Annotated in this window: 15 protein-coding genes and 2 tRNA genes; 13 read left to right on the forward strand and 4 right to left on the reverse strand. The window is 58.5% G+C overall.

Annotation, left to right across the window (positions count from 1 at the left end; all coding sequences use genetic code 11):
• The first annotated feature begins 1 nt into the window (after position 1).
• From K6T64_RS00005 to K6T64_RS00015, 3 genes are all read left to right on the forward strand, one after another.
• A tRNA-Thr gene (locus K6T64_RS00005) sits at positions 2 to 77 on the forward strand.
• 71 nt (positions 78 to 148) lie between these two features.
• Positions 149 to 223, forward strand: a tRNA-Gly gene (locus K6T64_RS00010).
• Between the two features lie 176 nt (positions 224 to 399).
• Positions 400 to 996: an adaptor protein MecA gene (locus tag K6T64_RS00015; RefSeq protein ID WP_100667606.1), complete on the forward strand. Its 597-nt coding sequence runs from the start codon at positions 400 to 402 to the stop codon at positions 994 to 996.
• Between the two features lie 60 nt (positions 997 to 1,056).
• Here the strand turns inward: K6T64_RS00015 and K6T64_RS00020 are convergent, their stop codons facing one another.
• The 3 genes from K6T64_RS00020 to K6T64_RS00030 all read right to left on the reverse strand — a co-directional run bounded on the left by K6T64_RS00020 (position 1,057) and on the right by K6T64_RS00030 (position 3,805).
• Positions 1,057 to 1,524 carry a DUF441 domain-containing protein gene (locus K6T64_RS00020; RefSeq protein ID WP_100667607.1) on the reverse strand — a complete coding sequence of 156 codons (468 nt, stop codon included), beginning with the start codon at positions 1,522 to 1,524 and terminating at the stop codon, positions 1,057 to 1,059.
• Positions 1,525 to 1,662: 138 nt separating this feature from the next.
• Complete coding sequence (gene comA, locus K6T64_RS00025) at positions 1,663 to 2,493, reverse strand: phosphosulfolactate synthase (RefSeq protein ID WP_288007984.1); 831 nt, start codon at positions 2,491 to 2,493, stop codon at positions 1,663 to 1,665.
• Positions 2,494 to 2,545: 52 nt separating this feature from the next.
• Complete coding sequence (locus tag K6T64_RS00030; protein ID WP_100667608.1) at positions 2,546 to 3,805, reverse strand: MFS transporter; 1,260 nt, start codon at positions 3,803 to 3,805, stop codon at positions 2,546 to 2,548.
• A 207-nt stretch (positions 3,806 to 4,012) separates the two neighbouring features.
• On the opposite strand from K6T64_RS00030, the gene K6T64_RS00035 reads away from it, so the two are divergent.
• From K6T64_RS00035 to ypeB, 3 genes are all read left to right on the forward strand, one after another.
• Positions 4,013 to 5,242, forward strand: coding sequence for a Glu/Leu/Phe/Val family dehydrogenase (locus K6T64_RS00035; protein ID WP_288007986.1), 1,230 nt, complete (start codon positions 4,013 to 4,015; stop codon positions 5,240 to 5,242).
• 429 nt (positions 5,243 to 5,671) lie between these two features.
• Complete coding sequence (gene sleB / locus K6T64_RS00040) at positions 5,672 to 6,397, forward strand: spore cortex-lytic enzyme (RefSeq protein ID WP_483306116.1); 726 nt, start codon at positions 5,672 to 5,674, stop codon at positions 6,395 to 6,397.
• A 27-nt stretch (positions 6,398 to 6,424) separates the two neighbouring features.
• Positions 6,425 to 7,780 (forward strand): germination protein YpeB, encoded by a 1,356-nt coding sequence (gene ypeB, locus K6T64_RS00045; protein WP_288007987.1) that lies wholly within the window; start codon positions 6,425 to 6,427, stop codon positions 7,778 to 7,780.
• Positions 7,781 to 7,806: 26 nt separating this feature from the next.
• Here ypeB and K6T64_RS00050 read toward each other — a convergent pair whose 3' ends face one another.
• Positions 7,807 to 8,541 (reverse strand): N-acetylmuramoyl-L-alanine amidase family protein, encoded by a 735-nt coding sequence (locus K6T64_RS00050; RefSeq protein ID WP_288007989.1) that lies wholly within the window; start codon positions 8,539 to 8,541, stop codon positions 7,807 to 7,809.
• Positions 8,542 to 8,665: 124 nt separating this feature from the next.
• On the opposite strand from K6T64_RS00050, the gene K6T64_RS00055 reads away from it, so the two are divergent.
• The 7 genes from K6T64_RS00055 (at position 8,666) to K6T64_RS00085 (ending at position 13,751) form a co-directional block, all read left to right on the forward strand.
• Positions 8,666 to 9,154: a hypothetical protein gene (locus K6T64_RS00055; protein ID WP_288007991.1), complete on the forward strand. Its 489-nt coding sequence runs from the start codon at positions 8,666 to 8,668 to the stop codon at positions 9,152 to 9,154.
• Between the two features lie 239 nt (positions 9,155 to 9,393).
• On the forward strand, positions 9,394 to 10,077 hold the full coding sequence (cmk, locus tag K6T64_RS00060) for a (d)CMP kinase (protein ID WP_288007993.1): 684 nt from the start codon (positions 9,394 to 9,396) through the stop codon (positions 10,075 to 10,077).
• 3 nt (positions 10,078 to 10,080) lie between these two features.
• Positions 10,081 to 10,704: a lysophospholipid acyltransferase family protein gene (locus K6T64_RS00065; RefSeq protein ID WP_288007995.1), complete on the forward strand. Its 624-nt coding sequence runs from the start codon at positions 10,081 to 10,083 to the stop codon at positions 10,702 to 10,704.
• 177 nt (positions 10,705 to 10,881) lie between these two features.
• Positions 10,882 to 12,033, forward strand: a complete 1,152-nt coding sequence (gene rpsA / locus K6T64_RS00070; protein ID WP_288007997.1) for a 30S ribosomal protein S1 — start codon at positions 10,882 to 10,884, stop codon at positions 12,031 to 12,033.
• A 150-nt stretch (positions 12,034 to 12,183) separates the two neighbouring features.
• A complete protein-coding gene (locus K6T64_RS00075; protein WP_288007999.1) occupies positions 12,184 to 12,816 on the forward strand; it encodes a hypothetical protein in 633 nt (210 codons plus the stop codon).
• A complete protein-coding gene (locus tag K6T64_RS00080; protein ID WP_288008001.1) occupies positions 12,773 to 13,255 on the forward strand; it encodes a hypothetical protein in 483 nt (160 codons plus the stop codon). Before K6T64_RS00075 ends, K6T64_RS00080 begins: the two co-directional genes overlap by 44 nt.
• Positions 13,209 to 13,751: a DUF3189 family protein gene (locus tag K6T64_RS00085; protein WP_288008003.1), complete on the forward strand. Its 543-nt coding sequence runs from the start codon at positions 13,209 to 13,211 to the stop codon at positions 13,749 to 13,751. The genes K6T64_RS00080 and K6T64_RS00085 overlap by 47 nt, the downstream gene beginning before the upstream one ends.
• The last annotated feature ends 32 nt before the right edge of the window (positions 13,752 to 13,783 follow it).

Consider the following 13,783-nt stretch of genomic DNA (forward strand, 5'->3'; position numbering starts at 1 on the left):
TGCTCCCATAGCTCAGTTGGCAGAGCGCATCCATGGTAAGGATGAGGTCACCAGTTCGAGCCTGGTTGGGAGCTCCATGCGCGTTCTCCATAGCTGGCAGGCCGGATCAAGGGCAGGTCGGCAAGCAAAAGGTTGCCGGCAATGGTTCGCGGAAGTAGCTCAGGGGTAGAGCATCGCCTTGCCAAGGCGAGGGCCGCGGGTTCGAATCCCGTCTTCCGCTCCAGACCCACTGAAAGGGAAGACCGCACGGTTGTGGCAAGCAGGACCGTTGTCCTGCTTTTTTCATTGCGAGATTCGATTTGATTTCGCCGAGTGTCTCGTATTAGGATAGAGATAGAGGTTTAACCTCGGGGGAGGTTCGTGGTCGACTTTCCCCTTCTCCGTTGAGGAGTGATGGGCATGCGTATTGAGCGGATCAGTGACACCAAGGTACGCATTTTTATCAGTTACGACGACCTTGAGGAAAGGGGAATCGGCCGGGAAGAGATTTGGCAAAACGGCCGCAAGATCCAGGAACTGTTTTGGGACATGATGGAGAAAGCCTACGTAGAAGTGGGTTTCGAGGTGGTTGGGCCCATCGCCGTCGAGGCCTTCACGATGCCCGCTGAGGGCGTGGTGGTGGTTGTGAGCCAGGTCTCCTCAGTCACCGATGAGGAAGAAGAAGACGATGAAGCCGAACCCGCGATAGATGAGGAGATCGAACCAGCCGAACTCTGTTTCGCATTTCACGATTTTGAAGACGCGGTACGAGCGGCCCACGCCCTGTGCCCGAAGTTTTCAGAGAAAGGGCGTTTATTTGCCTACAACGCCAGGTTCTACTTTTATTTTCCGGCGGACGAGCTGACGGAATCGGAACAAGAATCTGTGGCGGCCTTGGCCGAGGAATACGGAGAACGCGCTAGAACGACGCCGGCAGTTCTGGAAGAGTATGGAACTGAGGTCTTTTCGGAGAGAGCAGTGGGGCAGTTGTGCTCGAAATTCCCATTCGCAGAGTGAAGGAACGGGCCTGCCAGAAGGTTATAAACGCCCCGCCATCATCGGCGGGGTTTTTCACGTTCAGCGGGAGAGAAACCGCAGCCATTGCCATATTTCCACCAATATGGCGGCGATAGCCGCAGCCATGAGTGGCCCGACAGGAATGCCGCGGAGGAAGACGATCCCGAAAATCGAGCCGAGAACGAGACCGATCATGAGTGAAGGATCCTGGCGCAGCAGATGCAGCCCCTGGCCGTTGAGATAGGTGGCGACCAAGCCTCCGATCATCGCGGCGATGCCGGCCGGACTGATGAACACCCGGGCCAGATCTGAAACGGTCAGAGTGCCATCCACGAGCGGAACGAGCACGGCAATCATGAGAAAGAGGAGCCCCAACTCCAGGCCCCTTCGCTCCAGGGTGGGAAAATATCGCTCTAAGTGAGAGAGTTTCAGGATGAGCAAGAAACAGGCTGCGGTGGTGAGTACGTGGGAACGCCCGATCAGGCCGATTACAATCAGGACCACCAATACCAATTCACCGGTTAGCACCTCGATCTCCCCCCGCCCTGTCCGACAGGACAGTATATGCTTATGGGCGGGAGGACATCGCTATCCCAGCTGTCGGTTATTCTCATGTGGCGAACCCAGAGGGAGGGCGCAGGCGTGTGCAGGAGGACCTCTGTGGATTTAGAACTGAATCCCAGCCATGAGGGGACTGTGCGAGCGTCCGTCCGGCTCCAACACCAGGCGAAGAGTGTCACTGCGCAAGCCCCGGCGCAGGGCCTCCAGGGCAATCACCTCAGTGGCAGGTATGTTCCCGAGGTTGACATTGACCCCGAGCTTGCGGAGAAAAAATTCCTGTTGTGATTTCTGCGGTGCCTCCCAGATCACCCGGTCTGGGGAAGGAAGACGCTCCATCAGGCGGCCGATCTCTTCTTCCAGGATACTGCCGTCCGAACGATAGAACCCGACATTGCGACCGGATTCCCGGCCTTCCAAGATGGCGTAATCCGCACCGCATGCCAAGTCTTCCGCCAGTTGGGTGGCATACTGTTCGACGCTCATCGTCAATCCCGCTCGCTTCTTTCCGGTTTCCGTCAAAACCAAAAAACCCCGGCGTTTCGCTTCCCGAATCCATTTGCGCCGGATTGGAGCATCCATTTCGATGGTACCGTCGGAAATTTCAATACATTTAAAACCAAGTTCCCGGGCTTTCTCTAACAACCGGTCTGCGTTTCCCTGATGGAGCGCGATTTCAAAAAGAGTTCCCCCGGGATAAGGAACGATGCCGCTGGTGGAAAGAACATCCATTTTTGAGCGTAACACATCCAACGAGTAAAGGGCGGATGTCCCGAATCCGAACTTCCAATAATCGATCCAGTCGCCCGCCGATTCCACAATATCCCGGACTGTGCCCGGCGCCAGCCCCGTGTCGATCACCATCGTCAAGCCGGAGGTCCTGGGTTTGCCCCGTCGTCCGGGCAGCGGATCCCTTACAATGTCGATCCACGGTGTCATCGTGACGCAATCTCTCCCTTCCCCTCATGATCGCCGCCTCACGGTCATCATTTTATGCCCGCTGCTTTTGGGCGGTTCCCCAGGGACGAGGGAAGGGGGTGTTCCGGCGGGAGGGTGGGTGGCCGGAAACGCGGATAAACCATAAGGCCAACCCCCCGGCTACAGCGGCCAAACCGGCACAGAGTCCGAACATCCAGATGGGGGGCAGCTTCATCAGTTGAGAGAAAACCGGTGGCCCGGCGGCCACGCCGAGAAAGCGAACGCTCCCATAGAAGGAGGTGATGATACCCCGTTCTTCCCGCTCGGCGGTGCCAGTGATCAGGGTGTTGAGGGAAGGCAGGACCACCCCCGTGCCGATGCCGGAGAGTACGAGATCACCGAGCTGCCACCCCGGGGAGCGAAGAAATGGCAAGAGAAATAACGTCCCAGCTACAACCCCGAGCCCACCGACCACCGCTCCCTTCATCAAGGGGCGATTTTTTTTGATCCAGCGCCCAGTCAGATACGAGGCGGTGCACATGCCGGTGAGTGGGACGGCCAGGATTGTGCCCCGGGCGAACACCCCCAGGTGGTAGACCGCTTCCAAGGTTTCCGAAACATAAAAAAGGACGCCAAAAAGAAGAAACAAAGCCGTGGCCCCACTAAAATACCCGACTAACAGCCAGTGTGCATCTCTTTTCCAAATTGTTACAAAGGACTGCCAGTAGCGGGTCGCAGACATGCCCTTTCGAAGGGGAGGCTCTTTGACCGCCAGCCATAAACCGATCATGACGGGGATGGTCAAAATCGGAAATAACAGGAACGCCCCGTACCACAAGAGGCTGCCCACCCAGGCTCCGAGAATGGGGCTCACCACTTTACCCAGTCCGTTGGACGCCTCATTGAGTCCAAGGGCCCGGCTCCGTTCCCCGCCTTGGAAGAGGTCGCTGACGAGGGCCATGGCGATGGGCGCGGTGCCGGCTGCACCGAACCCTTGAATGACCCGTCCGATGAGAATGACGAGAAACACCCGTTGGCCGATCCAAGCACCGATGGCCGCCACGAGCCCTCCGAGGGCGTAGAGGCCGAGAGACGGGATAATAATCCATTTGCGCTTGAGCCGGTCGGAGAGAAAACCTGCCAGAGGAATAATGAGTCCCGCCGGGACGGAAAAGAGAGTTACCACCAAACTGGCCTGGAATTGGCTAATCCCCAAGACGGACTGCATTGTCGGTAAGATCGGGATCAACATCGAGTTCCCCAAAACCATAATGAAAGGGACTGAACTGATCGCCCACAGTGCTCCCGCCCCCGGGCTCCGCGATTCTGCCACCGAATTTCACCTCTCTCGCGTGTCCTTGGGTAGTGTCGTCCCGCAGTGCTATGAATATGCGATAGACGTTCGCATACCAAAGACGATGGGCGGGGATCAGCGGGGAATTCACGGGCGGATGGGGCCGGCGGACGAAAAAAGGATTTTGCGGCCGACGCGGCGAACCGTTATAGTCAGGGTGTGTGAATCGAACGAGGTGGGGCGGCGATGGAGATACAACAGACACAAGATTGGATTCGGACGGCTCTCAGCCGTTTGGGGTACGGAGAGGCTATCGTTGAGCAATTGATTGAGCCGCAGCTCTGCCTGGCGGTACAGATTCCGGTCACCATGGACAGCGGCGCCGTGCGCATCTTTTCCGCTTATCGGGTGCAGCACCACATGGCGGTGGGTCCCACCCAAGGCGGAGTTCGACTGCATCCCCAGATCGGTCTCGAAGACGTGAAGGCGGAAGCCGCGATCATGACGGTGAAGTGCGGACTCGCCGCAGTTCCTTTTGGTGGCGCGAAGGGTGGGATTGTCTGTGATCCCCGGGAGTTGTCCTTCCGAGAACTGGAACGGTTAGCCCGGGGATATGTCCGGGCCGTCAGCCAGACGGTGGGACAAGCGAAAGACATTCTCTCCGCAGATGGCTTTACCAATTCCCGGGTGATGGCCTGGATGGCCGATGAGTATAGCCGTCTGAGGGAGTCAGACGCCCGGGCGGTGATCACCGGGAAACCGGAAGTTCTCGGTGGCATCTCTGACCGGGAGAAGCTGTTATATCAAAGTGTCATGATTTTGATCCAGGAGGCGGTGCGGGATTCGGGTCGATCCATGTCGGGTCTGAGGGTGATCCTTCGGGGGTTCGGGGAACTCGGCGCATACCTGGCCGGGGAGATTCACCGAAGCGGTGGCGTGGTTGTCGGCCTGTCGGACAGATATGGTGCGCTGTACCAGGAGGAGGGCCTGGATGTCGAAACGCTGTTGGACCGCAGGGATTCTTTCGGCACCGTGACCCGGCTTTTTCGCACGCGAATGGGTCACGACGAGATTTTAAACCATCCCCACGACCTGTTTATCGGCGCCACTGTCGCCCCGTCCCTGGGGGAAGAGGGGGCAAGGGCCCTGGGCGGTCGATTGGTGTTTGAGGCTGTGCCCGGAGCGGTGGATCCTGGGGCGTATCCCATCCTGCGTCAAAAGGGGATTTTGACGATCCCGGGAGTTCTCAGTTCCCTCGGCCCCGTCATTTTGTCCTATTACGAGTGGGTGCAAAACCGGGAGGGGTACCGCTTTGCTCCGGATCACCTGATTATGCTCCTACAAGAGCGCATGATCGACTCCTACCATCGCCTAAAGGAGTCCCTTCCGGAGGCGGGAGGAGATCCTCGCTTGGCCACCTTCATGGTGGGCCTCAAGCCAACGGCCGAAGCGATTCGCATCCGGGGTTTACTCTAACGATTCCGGTACCGGCACGCGGATCGACAAGGCCGCATAGCCCCAGGCGAGAAGGTATATACTGGGGGACAATGGACGGTAGTTTGGGGGCATATTATGAGCGGACACATGAGTGGACATCCACAAGGAGTGGAGCATATGCCGCTGCAGACACCCCGTCGCATCAAAGTGCACATTCGATGTCGCCACTGCGGTGAAAGTTTCATCCTTCGAGGTTCACGGAAACGAAGCGGCGAAATCGATACGGGCTTTAAACGTTGTCTGTGCGACAACGATCGGGATTTCGACATCGAAACGATCGACTGATCACGGGGGCGATCGACCGAGCGCCGGCTCTTCATGGGCCGGTGTTTTTTGTGCGCCTTGACATAAAAACCATTCCTCCCAGGCAGACTAGAACCGACTTTTGAGGGGAAGGTGTGGGCACTTATGGCAAGGCCGAGTCAGAGCGCCAGATGGCTAATGCATCTCATCCTCTCGGCAGCGGTGGCGTGGTCATTGCTGGCCCCCGGAACTGCAGTATGGGCGATGTCGGATAAGACTTTGATGAAAGGCAGCCGGGGAGAAGACGTCTACGAATTACAGGATCGCTTAAAATTCCTGGGACTTTATCGCGGTGCCGTAGACGGTGTTTTCGGCTGGAACACCTATTGGTCAGTCCGTTCGTTTCAGAGCGGTCACGGATTCTCCGCTACCGGCCAAGTGGATGATCGTACGCGCCGGGTTTTGCTGGAAGCGACAAAAGCGTACAAACCCCGGCATCACAGTAGCACCCACGTGGCAGGCGGGATGGGCAAATTCTCGGCTAACGACATTAAACTGATGGCCAACGCCGTTTACGGAGAGGCTCGGGGTGAGCCTCTCATCGGCCAGGTTGCGGTGGCTGCGGTCATCCTGAACCGATTGGATGATCCGCGATTTCCGAAGAGCATCCCCGCGATCATTTTTCAACCTGGCGCTTTTACCGCTGTGTCGGACGGCCAAATCTGGCTGACGCCCAAGCCCGAAGCGAGAAAAGCCGTCATGGACGCCATTCAAGGATGGGATCCCACTGACGGAGCGGTGTATTACTTTAACCCTGCGACGGCGACGTCAAAATGGATTTGGTCCAGGCCTCAAATTAAAAAGATCGGGAAACACATCTTCTGCCGGTAAGGCGTGGTCAGAGGAGGTCGAAACACGATGTACACGCGCGTGGCTGCAGTCCTGACGCCAATCCTCGCCGTGGCCCTCGTCATCACCGGGTTTTGGGGATACCGGGAACACCGCCAAAAACAAGCGGTGCTCCTGAAAGCCGAAAACCAGTATCAGCGGGCTTTTCATGATTTGACGACCCATGTTGACCAACTGCAGGATGAGTTGGGCAAAGCGATGGCGATCAACAGTGTCCGCCAACAGACACCGTGCATGACGAACATTTGGCGCCTCGCTTTTGCGGCTCAGTCGGATGTCGGTCAGTTGCCTCTCACCTTAATGCCCTTTCACAAGACCCAGGAGTTCCTGAACAATATCGGCCAGTTCAGCTATCGGTTGGGTGTGAAGGATCCGCAAAAGCCCCTGGGGGCCGAAGATTGGGCGACGTTGAAAAATCTCTACGGCCAAGCGGCACAGGTGGAAACGGACCTGCGCCAGGTTCAAAGTAACGTGTTAAGCCACAACCTCCGTTGGATGGATGCGGAAATGGCCATATCCGACACCCAGAAAAAGGGCGATAACCAGATCATCGACGGATTTCAAAAATTAGAGAAGCAGGTGACAGAGTTCCCGGAGGTCTCCTTTGGCCCGACCAACCGGACACTGGAATCGCGCATACAGGAACAACCGATGCAAGCCTTAGGCCCTGAAGCCAGTCCGCAACAAGTCGCTGCGAAAGTGAAGCAGTTCTTAGGCGTGGCGGGTAAAGAGACGGTCAAGGTCCAGGAAAACGGCAAAGGCAACCCCACTCCCAGTTATAGCGTGACCGTCCAGGACGGTCAGGCGAGTCACATGTTCTTGGATGTCACCAAACAGGGTGGCCATGTTCTGTGGTACATGAATGATCGGGCAGTGAACGGGGAGAAGGTGGATTTGTCCACGGGGGCTGCGGGAGCGGCCAGTTGGCTTCGGGCCCACGGGTACCCGGTGATGGAGATGATCCAGGCGGACCAGACGGACAATGTTGGGGTTTATGAGTTTATTCCGGTGGAGCGCGGGGTTCGTTTGTATCCCGATAAGGTGACCGTGAAAGTCGCTCTGGACAACGGCGAGGTGATCGGCTTGTCCGCCAAAGATTATGTCTATCACCACCGTCCTCGAAACCTTCCGGTACCGACCTTATCCTTGGCCCAGGCTCAACAACGGTTGAGTCCCCATGTTACCGTGCATGAACATCATTTGGCTTTGATTCCAAATGATGAAAAGCAAGAGGTTTTGGCCTACGAATTCCTGGGTACCATCGATCGGGACACCTATCGCATCTACATCAACGCTCAGAACGGAGATGAAGAAGGGGTAGAAAAAATGCGCCGGGAGCCGTCTGGAACGGCTCAGAGTTGGTAGTTTCGGGGGCGACGGAGCCGCCCCGGTCACGAAGTTCTGGACCAGCTGTTCAAAAAGTGGGTCAGGCCCGCGGCCACGGCCTCGGCCACTTGGCGTTGGTAAGCGGGGTTGACCAGTTTCACCCGGTCCGAGGGGATGAGCAGATACCCCGCCTCCACAATGACGGCGGGCATGGTCAGATGTTGTAAAAGGTAGTAAGCGGATCCATCGTGGGCTTCCCGAAGGGACATCCCTGGGATCTTCCGAAGCTCGGTCTGGATGGCCTGGGCCAGGACCTTCGACCCGGTTAGAGAGGGATTAAAAAAGGTCTCTGCTCCGCCCCGGGTGGCTTCGGGGGAACTGTTGCAATGGATGCTGATAAACGCCACCGCTCGGTGAGCTTCGGCCAAAGCAATCCGGGCGTCGAGGTCCGTGCGTTTAGCGTTGCGGCCTCGTTGTCCCGGAAGGGCATAGCCCCGATCGTCTGTGCGCGTCAGAAGGACAGTGTACCCTCGGGTCCTCAGGGAAGCGGCCAGGGTCTGAGAGATTTGAAGGGTGATGTCCTTTTCAGAGATTCCCGAGTCGGTCTCCACCCCGGGGTCGTAACCGCCGTGTCCCGGATCGATGACCACGACGGGAGTGGGCCACCAGGCGGGGGCGCCAATGGGCAGGCCGGCCGCCGGAAGCAGGAGAAGGGCGCACAGAAGCAGCAGGGCGACGGCGGCGGCCCAGCGCCTCCACGGCGGACGAATCACGATCAAAGTCGCTCTTCTCTTTCTCACTGCACGTCATCCCCGTCCTCATCCATGTTCTCCCCCATGTCTATGCGAGGGCAGAACTCAGCATGCGAAATGGGGCATGGATGGGACAGGATTGGCGTAAGCTGGAGGAAGAGGAGGCGAAGGAATGCGCCGGGTGGAACGGAACGAGAATCCTTTGGCACATCTTGTTGAAAAAAGTGCGGAATGGACGTTTCGGATGGCAGTCTTCGGGCTGTTCGCCCTTACCGCGGTCCAGGCGCTGCTGTTACTGCCCCAGGCCAGGGCCGTTTTGGTACCGGTGGAGCGGCTAGAGGGAGTGCCGGTACAAGGGATGCCCCCCGTTCAACAAGCGCAGATTTCGTTGAGTCTGGAGGGGGCCAATGCTTGGCCAGGGGCCTATGTGACGGTGGATGGGAAACCGGTGGAAGCCTTCGGCCAGGCCCAGGTATGGCTCGCCGTTCGAGAAGGCGACACGGTGCAGGTGGATGCCACGAAAGCCCAAGGCAGCCGCAGGATTCTGATCGACCACGAATCCCCCAGTCTGCTGACTCCGGTCGCAGGACTGGAATGGGATGTCGACGGAGGAAAAAAATCTCCCGCCGTTCAGGTCCATTTTATCGCCATAAACCCCTAAGATTCGACAGAATCCGTCCCTTGCGCCGTTTTAGAGGGTTGTGGTACTATGTTCCTAGATCAACACAGATAAAGATGCGCCGATGTCCGACAACGTGAAGTCACAGGATTGCGTGATGGATGCGACGGTGAGCGACCTCTCTTTTCCCTGGCCTGAATAGATCTGCACGTAGGAAAAGCGGGCTCTTGCCTGCTTTTTATATGTTTGGCCATGATGGAGCACGGTGAGGGAGGGCGTGAATGAAGGGATTGCGAGTAGCGATTGACGGTCCTGCCGGGGCCGGGAAAAGCACCATTGCGCGGCGAGTGGCCGAATCGTTGGGCCTTCTGTATGTGGACACCGGGGCCATGTACCGGGGGATCACGTGGGTCGCCTTGCAAAAAGGCATCGATCCGGCGGATGCGGCCGCTTTGGCGAATCTGGCCAGGGATGTCCACGTGGAACTACGTCCGGAGAAAGACGGGGTACGGGTGTGGATCGATGGGCAAGATATAACGCCTTTTCTCCGGGATCCCCGGGTGAGCCGGGCGGTACCCGCAGTGTCCGGGGTGCCGGCTGTTCGGATGCGCATGATGGAGTTGCAGAAGGATTTGGCTCGCCGAGGCGGAGTGGTGATGGATGGAAGGGACATCGGGACGGCGATCATGCCCGATGCTGAAGTCAAGGTTTTCCTGACAGCGTCTTTGGAGGAACGGGCGAAGCGGCGCATGAAGGAGCTTCGGGGATATGGTCACCGCATCGACCCTGATCAAGTCGGGCGGGAACTGGCAGAACGGGACCGGGCCGATGCAGCCAGGGAATTCTCGCCTTTGGTGAAGGCCCCGGATGCCCGGGTGATCGATACGACGGGGCGCGACGTGGAGAGTGTGGTGCAGGAAGTGCTGACCTTGTGCCGAACCCGTCTCCCAAAGGGGGAAGAGTAGCGGATGGCAGATCGGGTATACCGTGTGGCGCGGGTGTTAATCCGGGAGCCTCTGCGGGTTGCATTTCCCCTCCAGGTCATGGGTCGGGAGCGGATACCGGAACGGGGTGGGGTGTTAATCTGCGCGAATCACGGCAGTAATTGGGACCCGGTGTTGTTGGGCCTGAGTGTCCTCCGTCCGATTCACTTTATGGCAAAGGAAGAGTTGTTTCGGATCCCGGGTCTTTCCTGGTTGATTCGGGGCTTGGGAGCCTTTCCTGTGCGCCGGGGTACGGCGGATCGCGCCGCCCTGAAGACGGCGGTTCATCTGGCCCGGGAGGAAGGTCAAGTGGTGGGATTATTCCCGGAAGGAACCCGGCGGCGGCCTGGACGGGAAGTTCACCCGATGCCAGGTGCGGGAATGGTCGCTTTGCGAAGCGGGGTACCGGTCATTCCCGTTCATATCGACGCCGACTACCGGTGGAGGTCGCCTGTCGTCGTTCGCATCGGCCTGCCCCTCGATTTGACACCGTGGGTCCACCTGCGGCTCTCGTCTCGGGAGTACGCGGAGGTGGCCCGGGCGATCATGGACGCGGTCTACCGGTTGCCAGAAGAAGGCCCGCCTGTCACCAAGGTGGGGTCTGGGTAGCCAAAACCCACCGTTTTGCATGGTTTTGATGCTGGGTAGTCATACTGAACATGAGCAAGAATTTGCCAGTCACGTGGACCCCGGAAAGTTGGAATAACCGGGTGAAGGATAGAGGGTTCTAACGTCCGGTTGGGGTTGACCAGGGTCGCTGTCTGAGGAACAGGGAGGTCTTTTCCTATGGATGAAATGCGCGACATGACCGATTTGGTGGCGTTGCACAAAGGGGACGTGGTGAAGGGCCGAATCACCAAGATCGAAGATGGCCAAGTGTTTGTCGACGTGGGTTACAAGTTCGACGGGGTCATTCCGATCGGCGAATTGTCGGCACTCCGGGTAGAATCGCCTGCTGACGTCGTTCAGGTGGGGGACGAAGTGGAGGTCCGGGTGCAGCGCATCAACGATGAAGAGGGCAAGCTCGTGCTTTCCAAGAAAGCGGTGGATGCCGAGAAAGCATGGGAACGACTGCAGCAACTGTTTGAAAGTCAGGAGACCTTCGAAGTCCAGGTCGCCGATGTGGTCAAAGGCGGGCTCGTCGCGGACGTGGGGGTGCGAGCTTTTATCCCCGCTTCCTTGGTTGAACGACATTTTGTCGAAGATTTTTCCGGATATAAAGGGCGGACTCTTCGGGTGAAGGTGGCGGAGCTCGACCGTTCGGACAACAAAGTGATTTTGTCTCAAAAGGCAGTTCTGGAAGAGGAGTATCAGCAAAAGAAAGAAGAGGTGCTCCATCGCCTGCAACCCGGGGATATTATCACGGGGAAAGTGCAGAGGTTGACGAACTTCGGGGCTTTTGTGGATGTCGGCGGCGTCGACGGGCTCGTGCACATCTCGGAATTGGCTTGGCACCGGGTAGAACACCCTTCCGAAGTGGTCAAAGAAGGGGATGAAGTTACCGTCAAGGTCCTTAAGGTGGACCCGGAGCGGGAGCGGGTGTCTCTCTCGATCAAGGAGGCGACCCCTGGTCCATGGTCCGGCGTGTCCGAGCGGTATCATGTGGGTGACGTGGTGACCGGTACCGTCCGACGCTTGGTGTCCTTCGGGGCATTCGTGGAGTTAGAGCCAGGTGTGGAAGGATTGGTGCACATTTCCCAGATCGCCAACCGGCGAATCGGCACGCCCCAAGAAGTACTGGAACCGGGACAGGAGGTTCGCGTGAAGATCCTGGACGTCAACGAGGAGGACCAGAGGATTTCCCTGTCGATCCGCGAGGCCGAGGGAGATCGCAATCGTCGGGATGTAGAACGGTACAACGAGCGCCAGGGGCCGTCCACCGGTTCTGGGGTGACGCTTGGGGAGATGTTCGGAGATCTGTTCAAGAACCGCCATTAATGGAATTCTCTCGCCGCAGGCGACAGGCGGCGCGTCTATCGGTGCCCGGGGACAGACCCCGGGCGCTGTTTTTTGTGTCCTTGATGAGAAAGGTTCAAGGTATACCGGCGCGTCTCGGCGGCGACACTAGTGTCACGGAAGGTGATGTTCATGCCCGTGGCCAGTGGAATTCTGGCGGATGTGCTGATGGCGGTCGGGGCGATTCTCTTAGCCACCGGCTGGGGAAACCGCCGGGTTGTTCCATCGAGAACAGGTCGTCGGGCCTTGGTGATTGGCTTGGGGATGGCTTGGTTCTTAAATCGCTGTCTCATCGGAATGTTCGGAATCCGCGCAAACGCCGGCGGATTGGTTTTGATGGTTTTAGCGACGGCGATCCTTTTGTCCTCGCCTTTGGGATTGCGAGGGTGGATTCGGCAAATTGCGGGCATGATGCTCACCACGGCCACCATGGCCGTTCTTTGGGCGGGGATGCCCTATACCCCTTTGGTGACATGGCCGCTTCGAGATCTGGTCTGTGCCGGGATCGGGGCGGCGGTGGCGGGGCTTGTTGCACCTTCGTCCTTGTTTGCCGCCGCCTGTGCTGGTTGGGGTGTCGTGGGCGGGATCTACGAGGTCTTGATGGTTCAATACGATGTCGTGTTGCGGGATATCGTGTGGTTCGATACCGACCTCGTGGACGAAATGATGGCGGCCGGGTGGATAGCGCTGGCGATCCATCTCGCTGTGGGGGGGCTGTTACATGGTGCCGGTAGGCGTCCGGGAACGGTGGACGGGTCCCCCTGACGGAATGGAAACCAGGCCGGTCTTCCGCCTCTTTTATGACGAAGGGGTAGGCCTTGGGGCGGCATTGACGGCGGCGCTGGACGTGGGGCGGTTTCCCGAAGATCTTCCCTGGGACGAGGTGGCGGTTCGCGACCTGTTGCAAACCTTGTGTCCGGGTTCGGGAATTTTTTCCCTTCGGGGACGCCGGGGTGTCGCGTATTGGTGCGGACTCGGCCCAGATGCCCCGGTGATCGTGCGGGCTTGGCGTCAATTTCTCGCTTTTTCCCCCCGCCCCCAGGATTCCGTGGTGTTTCTTCCCGTCTCCGTGCCCCGTACGCGGCGGTGGCGCCGGGTCGAGCGGGCATGGCGGGAGAGGGCCGAGGTCGATCGGGCGGCCAAGGAGGCGGTGGGACATGTCGAACTCTGGCATCAAGCTCGTCTATCCGTCTGGCCCGGCTGAGCCAGGTCTCCGGGTGGTCTACTATTGCTACGGCAGTGCTCATTCCTCGATCGTCTGTGCGGCTATACATTTGGGGCGCTTAACCGGCAACCGGGTCCGGGGCCGGGACATTGTCCAACTTGCTGACTATGACGCCACTGAGCCTTGGTCGATTGGAACGGTCTATTTTAAGGGCGTGGATGATTTGGGCCACCCCGTGTATACCCTTGGTTTGGGTCCGCGGCGCAAAGCGGCTCTAGAGGCGGTGATTGCTCTTTTGGCGCTCCCGGGGTTTCAAACGGTGCCGATCCTGTTTGCCGAGGCCCTGTCTCAAATTGGGCCGGTGGCTCGTTTGGGAGGGGCCCTGTCCCGGCGGTACGGGATGGTCAAATGGGGGCGGCCTCTGAGTGCCTGGGCCATTGCCCGACGTATTGATGAGATGCGGTCTTTTGTCGACCGGGTGCGGGAAGCGGAGCGGCAGGCTGCGATTGACGCACCGGCGCCGCTTCTGTCATAATCCAGATGGATCAGAGGTGCGAAAGGTGTGAA

This window comes from Kyrpidia sp. (assembly GCF_023512215.1).
Taxonomy (GTDB): Bacteria; Bacillota; Bacilli; order Kyrpidiales; family Kyrpidiaceae; genus Kyrpidia; species Kyrpidia spormannii.

Excerpts from the sequence above, each read along its gene's own strand:
- K6T64_RS00015 (WP_100667606.1), top strand. The coding sequence starts at position 400 with ATGCGTATTGAGCGGATCAGTGACACCAAGGTACGCATTTTTATCAGT.
- comA (WP_288007984.1), bottom strand. The coding sequence starts at position 2,493 with ATGACACCGTGGATCGACATTGTAAGGGATCCGCTGCCCGGACGACGG.
- K6T64_RS00035 (WP_288007986.1), top strand. The coding sequence starts at position 4,013 with ATGGAGATACAACAGACACAAGATTGGATTCGGACGGCTCTCAGCCGT.
- sleB (WP_483306116.1), top strand. The coding sequence starts at position 5,672 with ATGGCAAGGCCGAGTCAGAGCGCCAGATGGCTAATGCATCTCATCCTC.
- ypeB (WP_288007987.1), top strand. The coding sequence starts at position 6,425 with ATGTACACGCGCGTGGCTGCAGTCCTGACGCCAATCCTCGCCGTGGCC.
- K6T64_RS00055 (WP_288007991.1), top strand. The coding sequence starts at position 8,666 with ATGCGCCGGGTGGAACGGAACGAGAATCCTTTGGCACATCTTGTTGAA.
- cmk (WP_288007993.1), top strand. The coding sequence starts at position 9,394 with ATGAAGGGATTGCGAGTAGCGATTGACGGTCCTGCCGGGGCCGGGAAA.
- K6T64_RS00065 (WP_288007995.1), top strand. The coding sequence starts at position 10,081 with ATGGCAGATCGGGTATACCGTGTGGCGCGGGTGTTAATCCGGGAGCCT.
- rpsA (WP_288007997.1), top strand. The coding sequence starts at position 10,882 with ATGGATGAAATGCGCGACATGACCGATTTGGTGGCGTTGCACAAAGGG.
- K6T64_RS00075 (WP_288007999.1), top strand. The coding sequence starts at position 12,184 with ATGCCCGTGGCCAGTGGAATTCTGGCGGATGTGCTGATGGCGGTCGGG.
- K6T64_RS00080 (WP_288008001.1), top strand. The coding sequence starts at position 12,773 with ATGGTGCCGGTAGGCGTCCGGGAACGGTGGACGGGTCCCCCTGACGGA.
- K6T64_RS00085 (WP_288008003.1), top strand. The coding sequence starts at position 13,209 with ATGTCGAACTCTGGCATCAAGCTCGTCTATCCGTCTGGCCCGGCTGAG.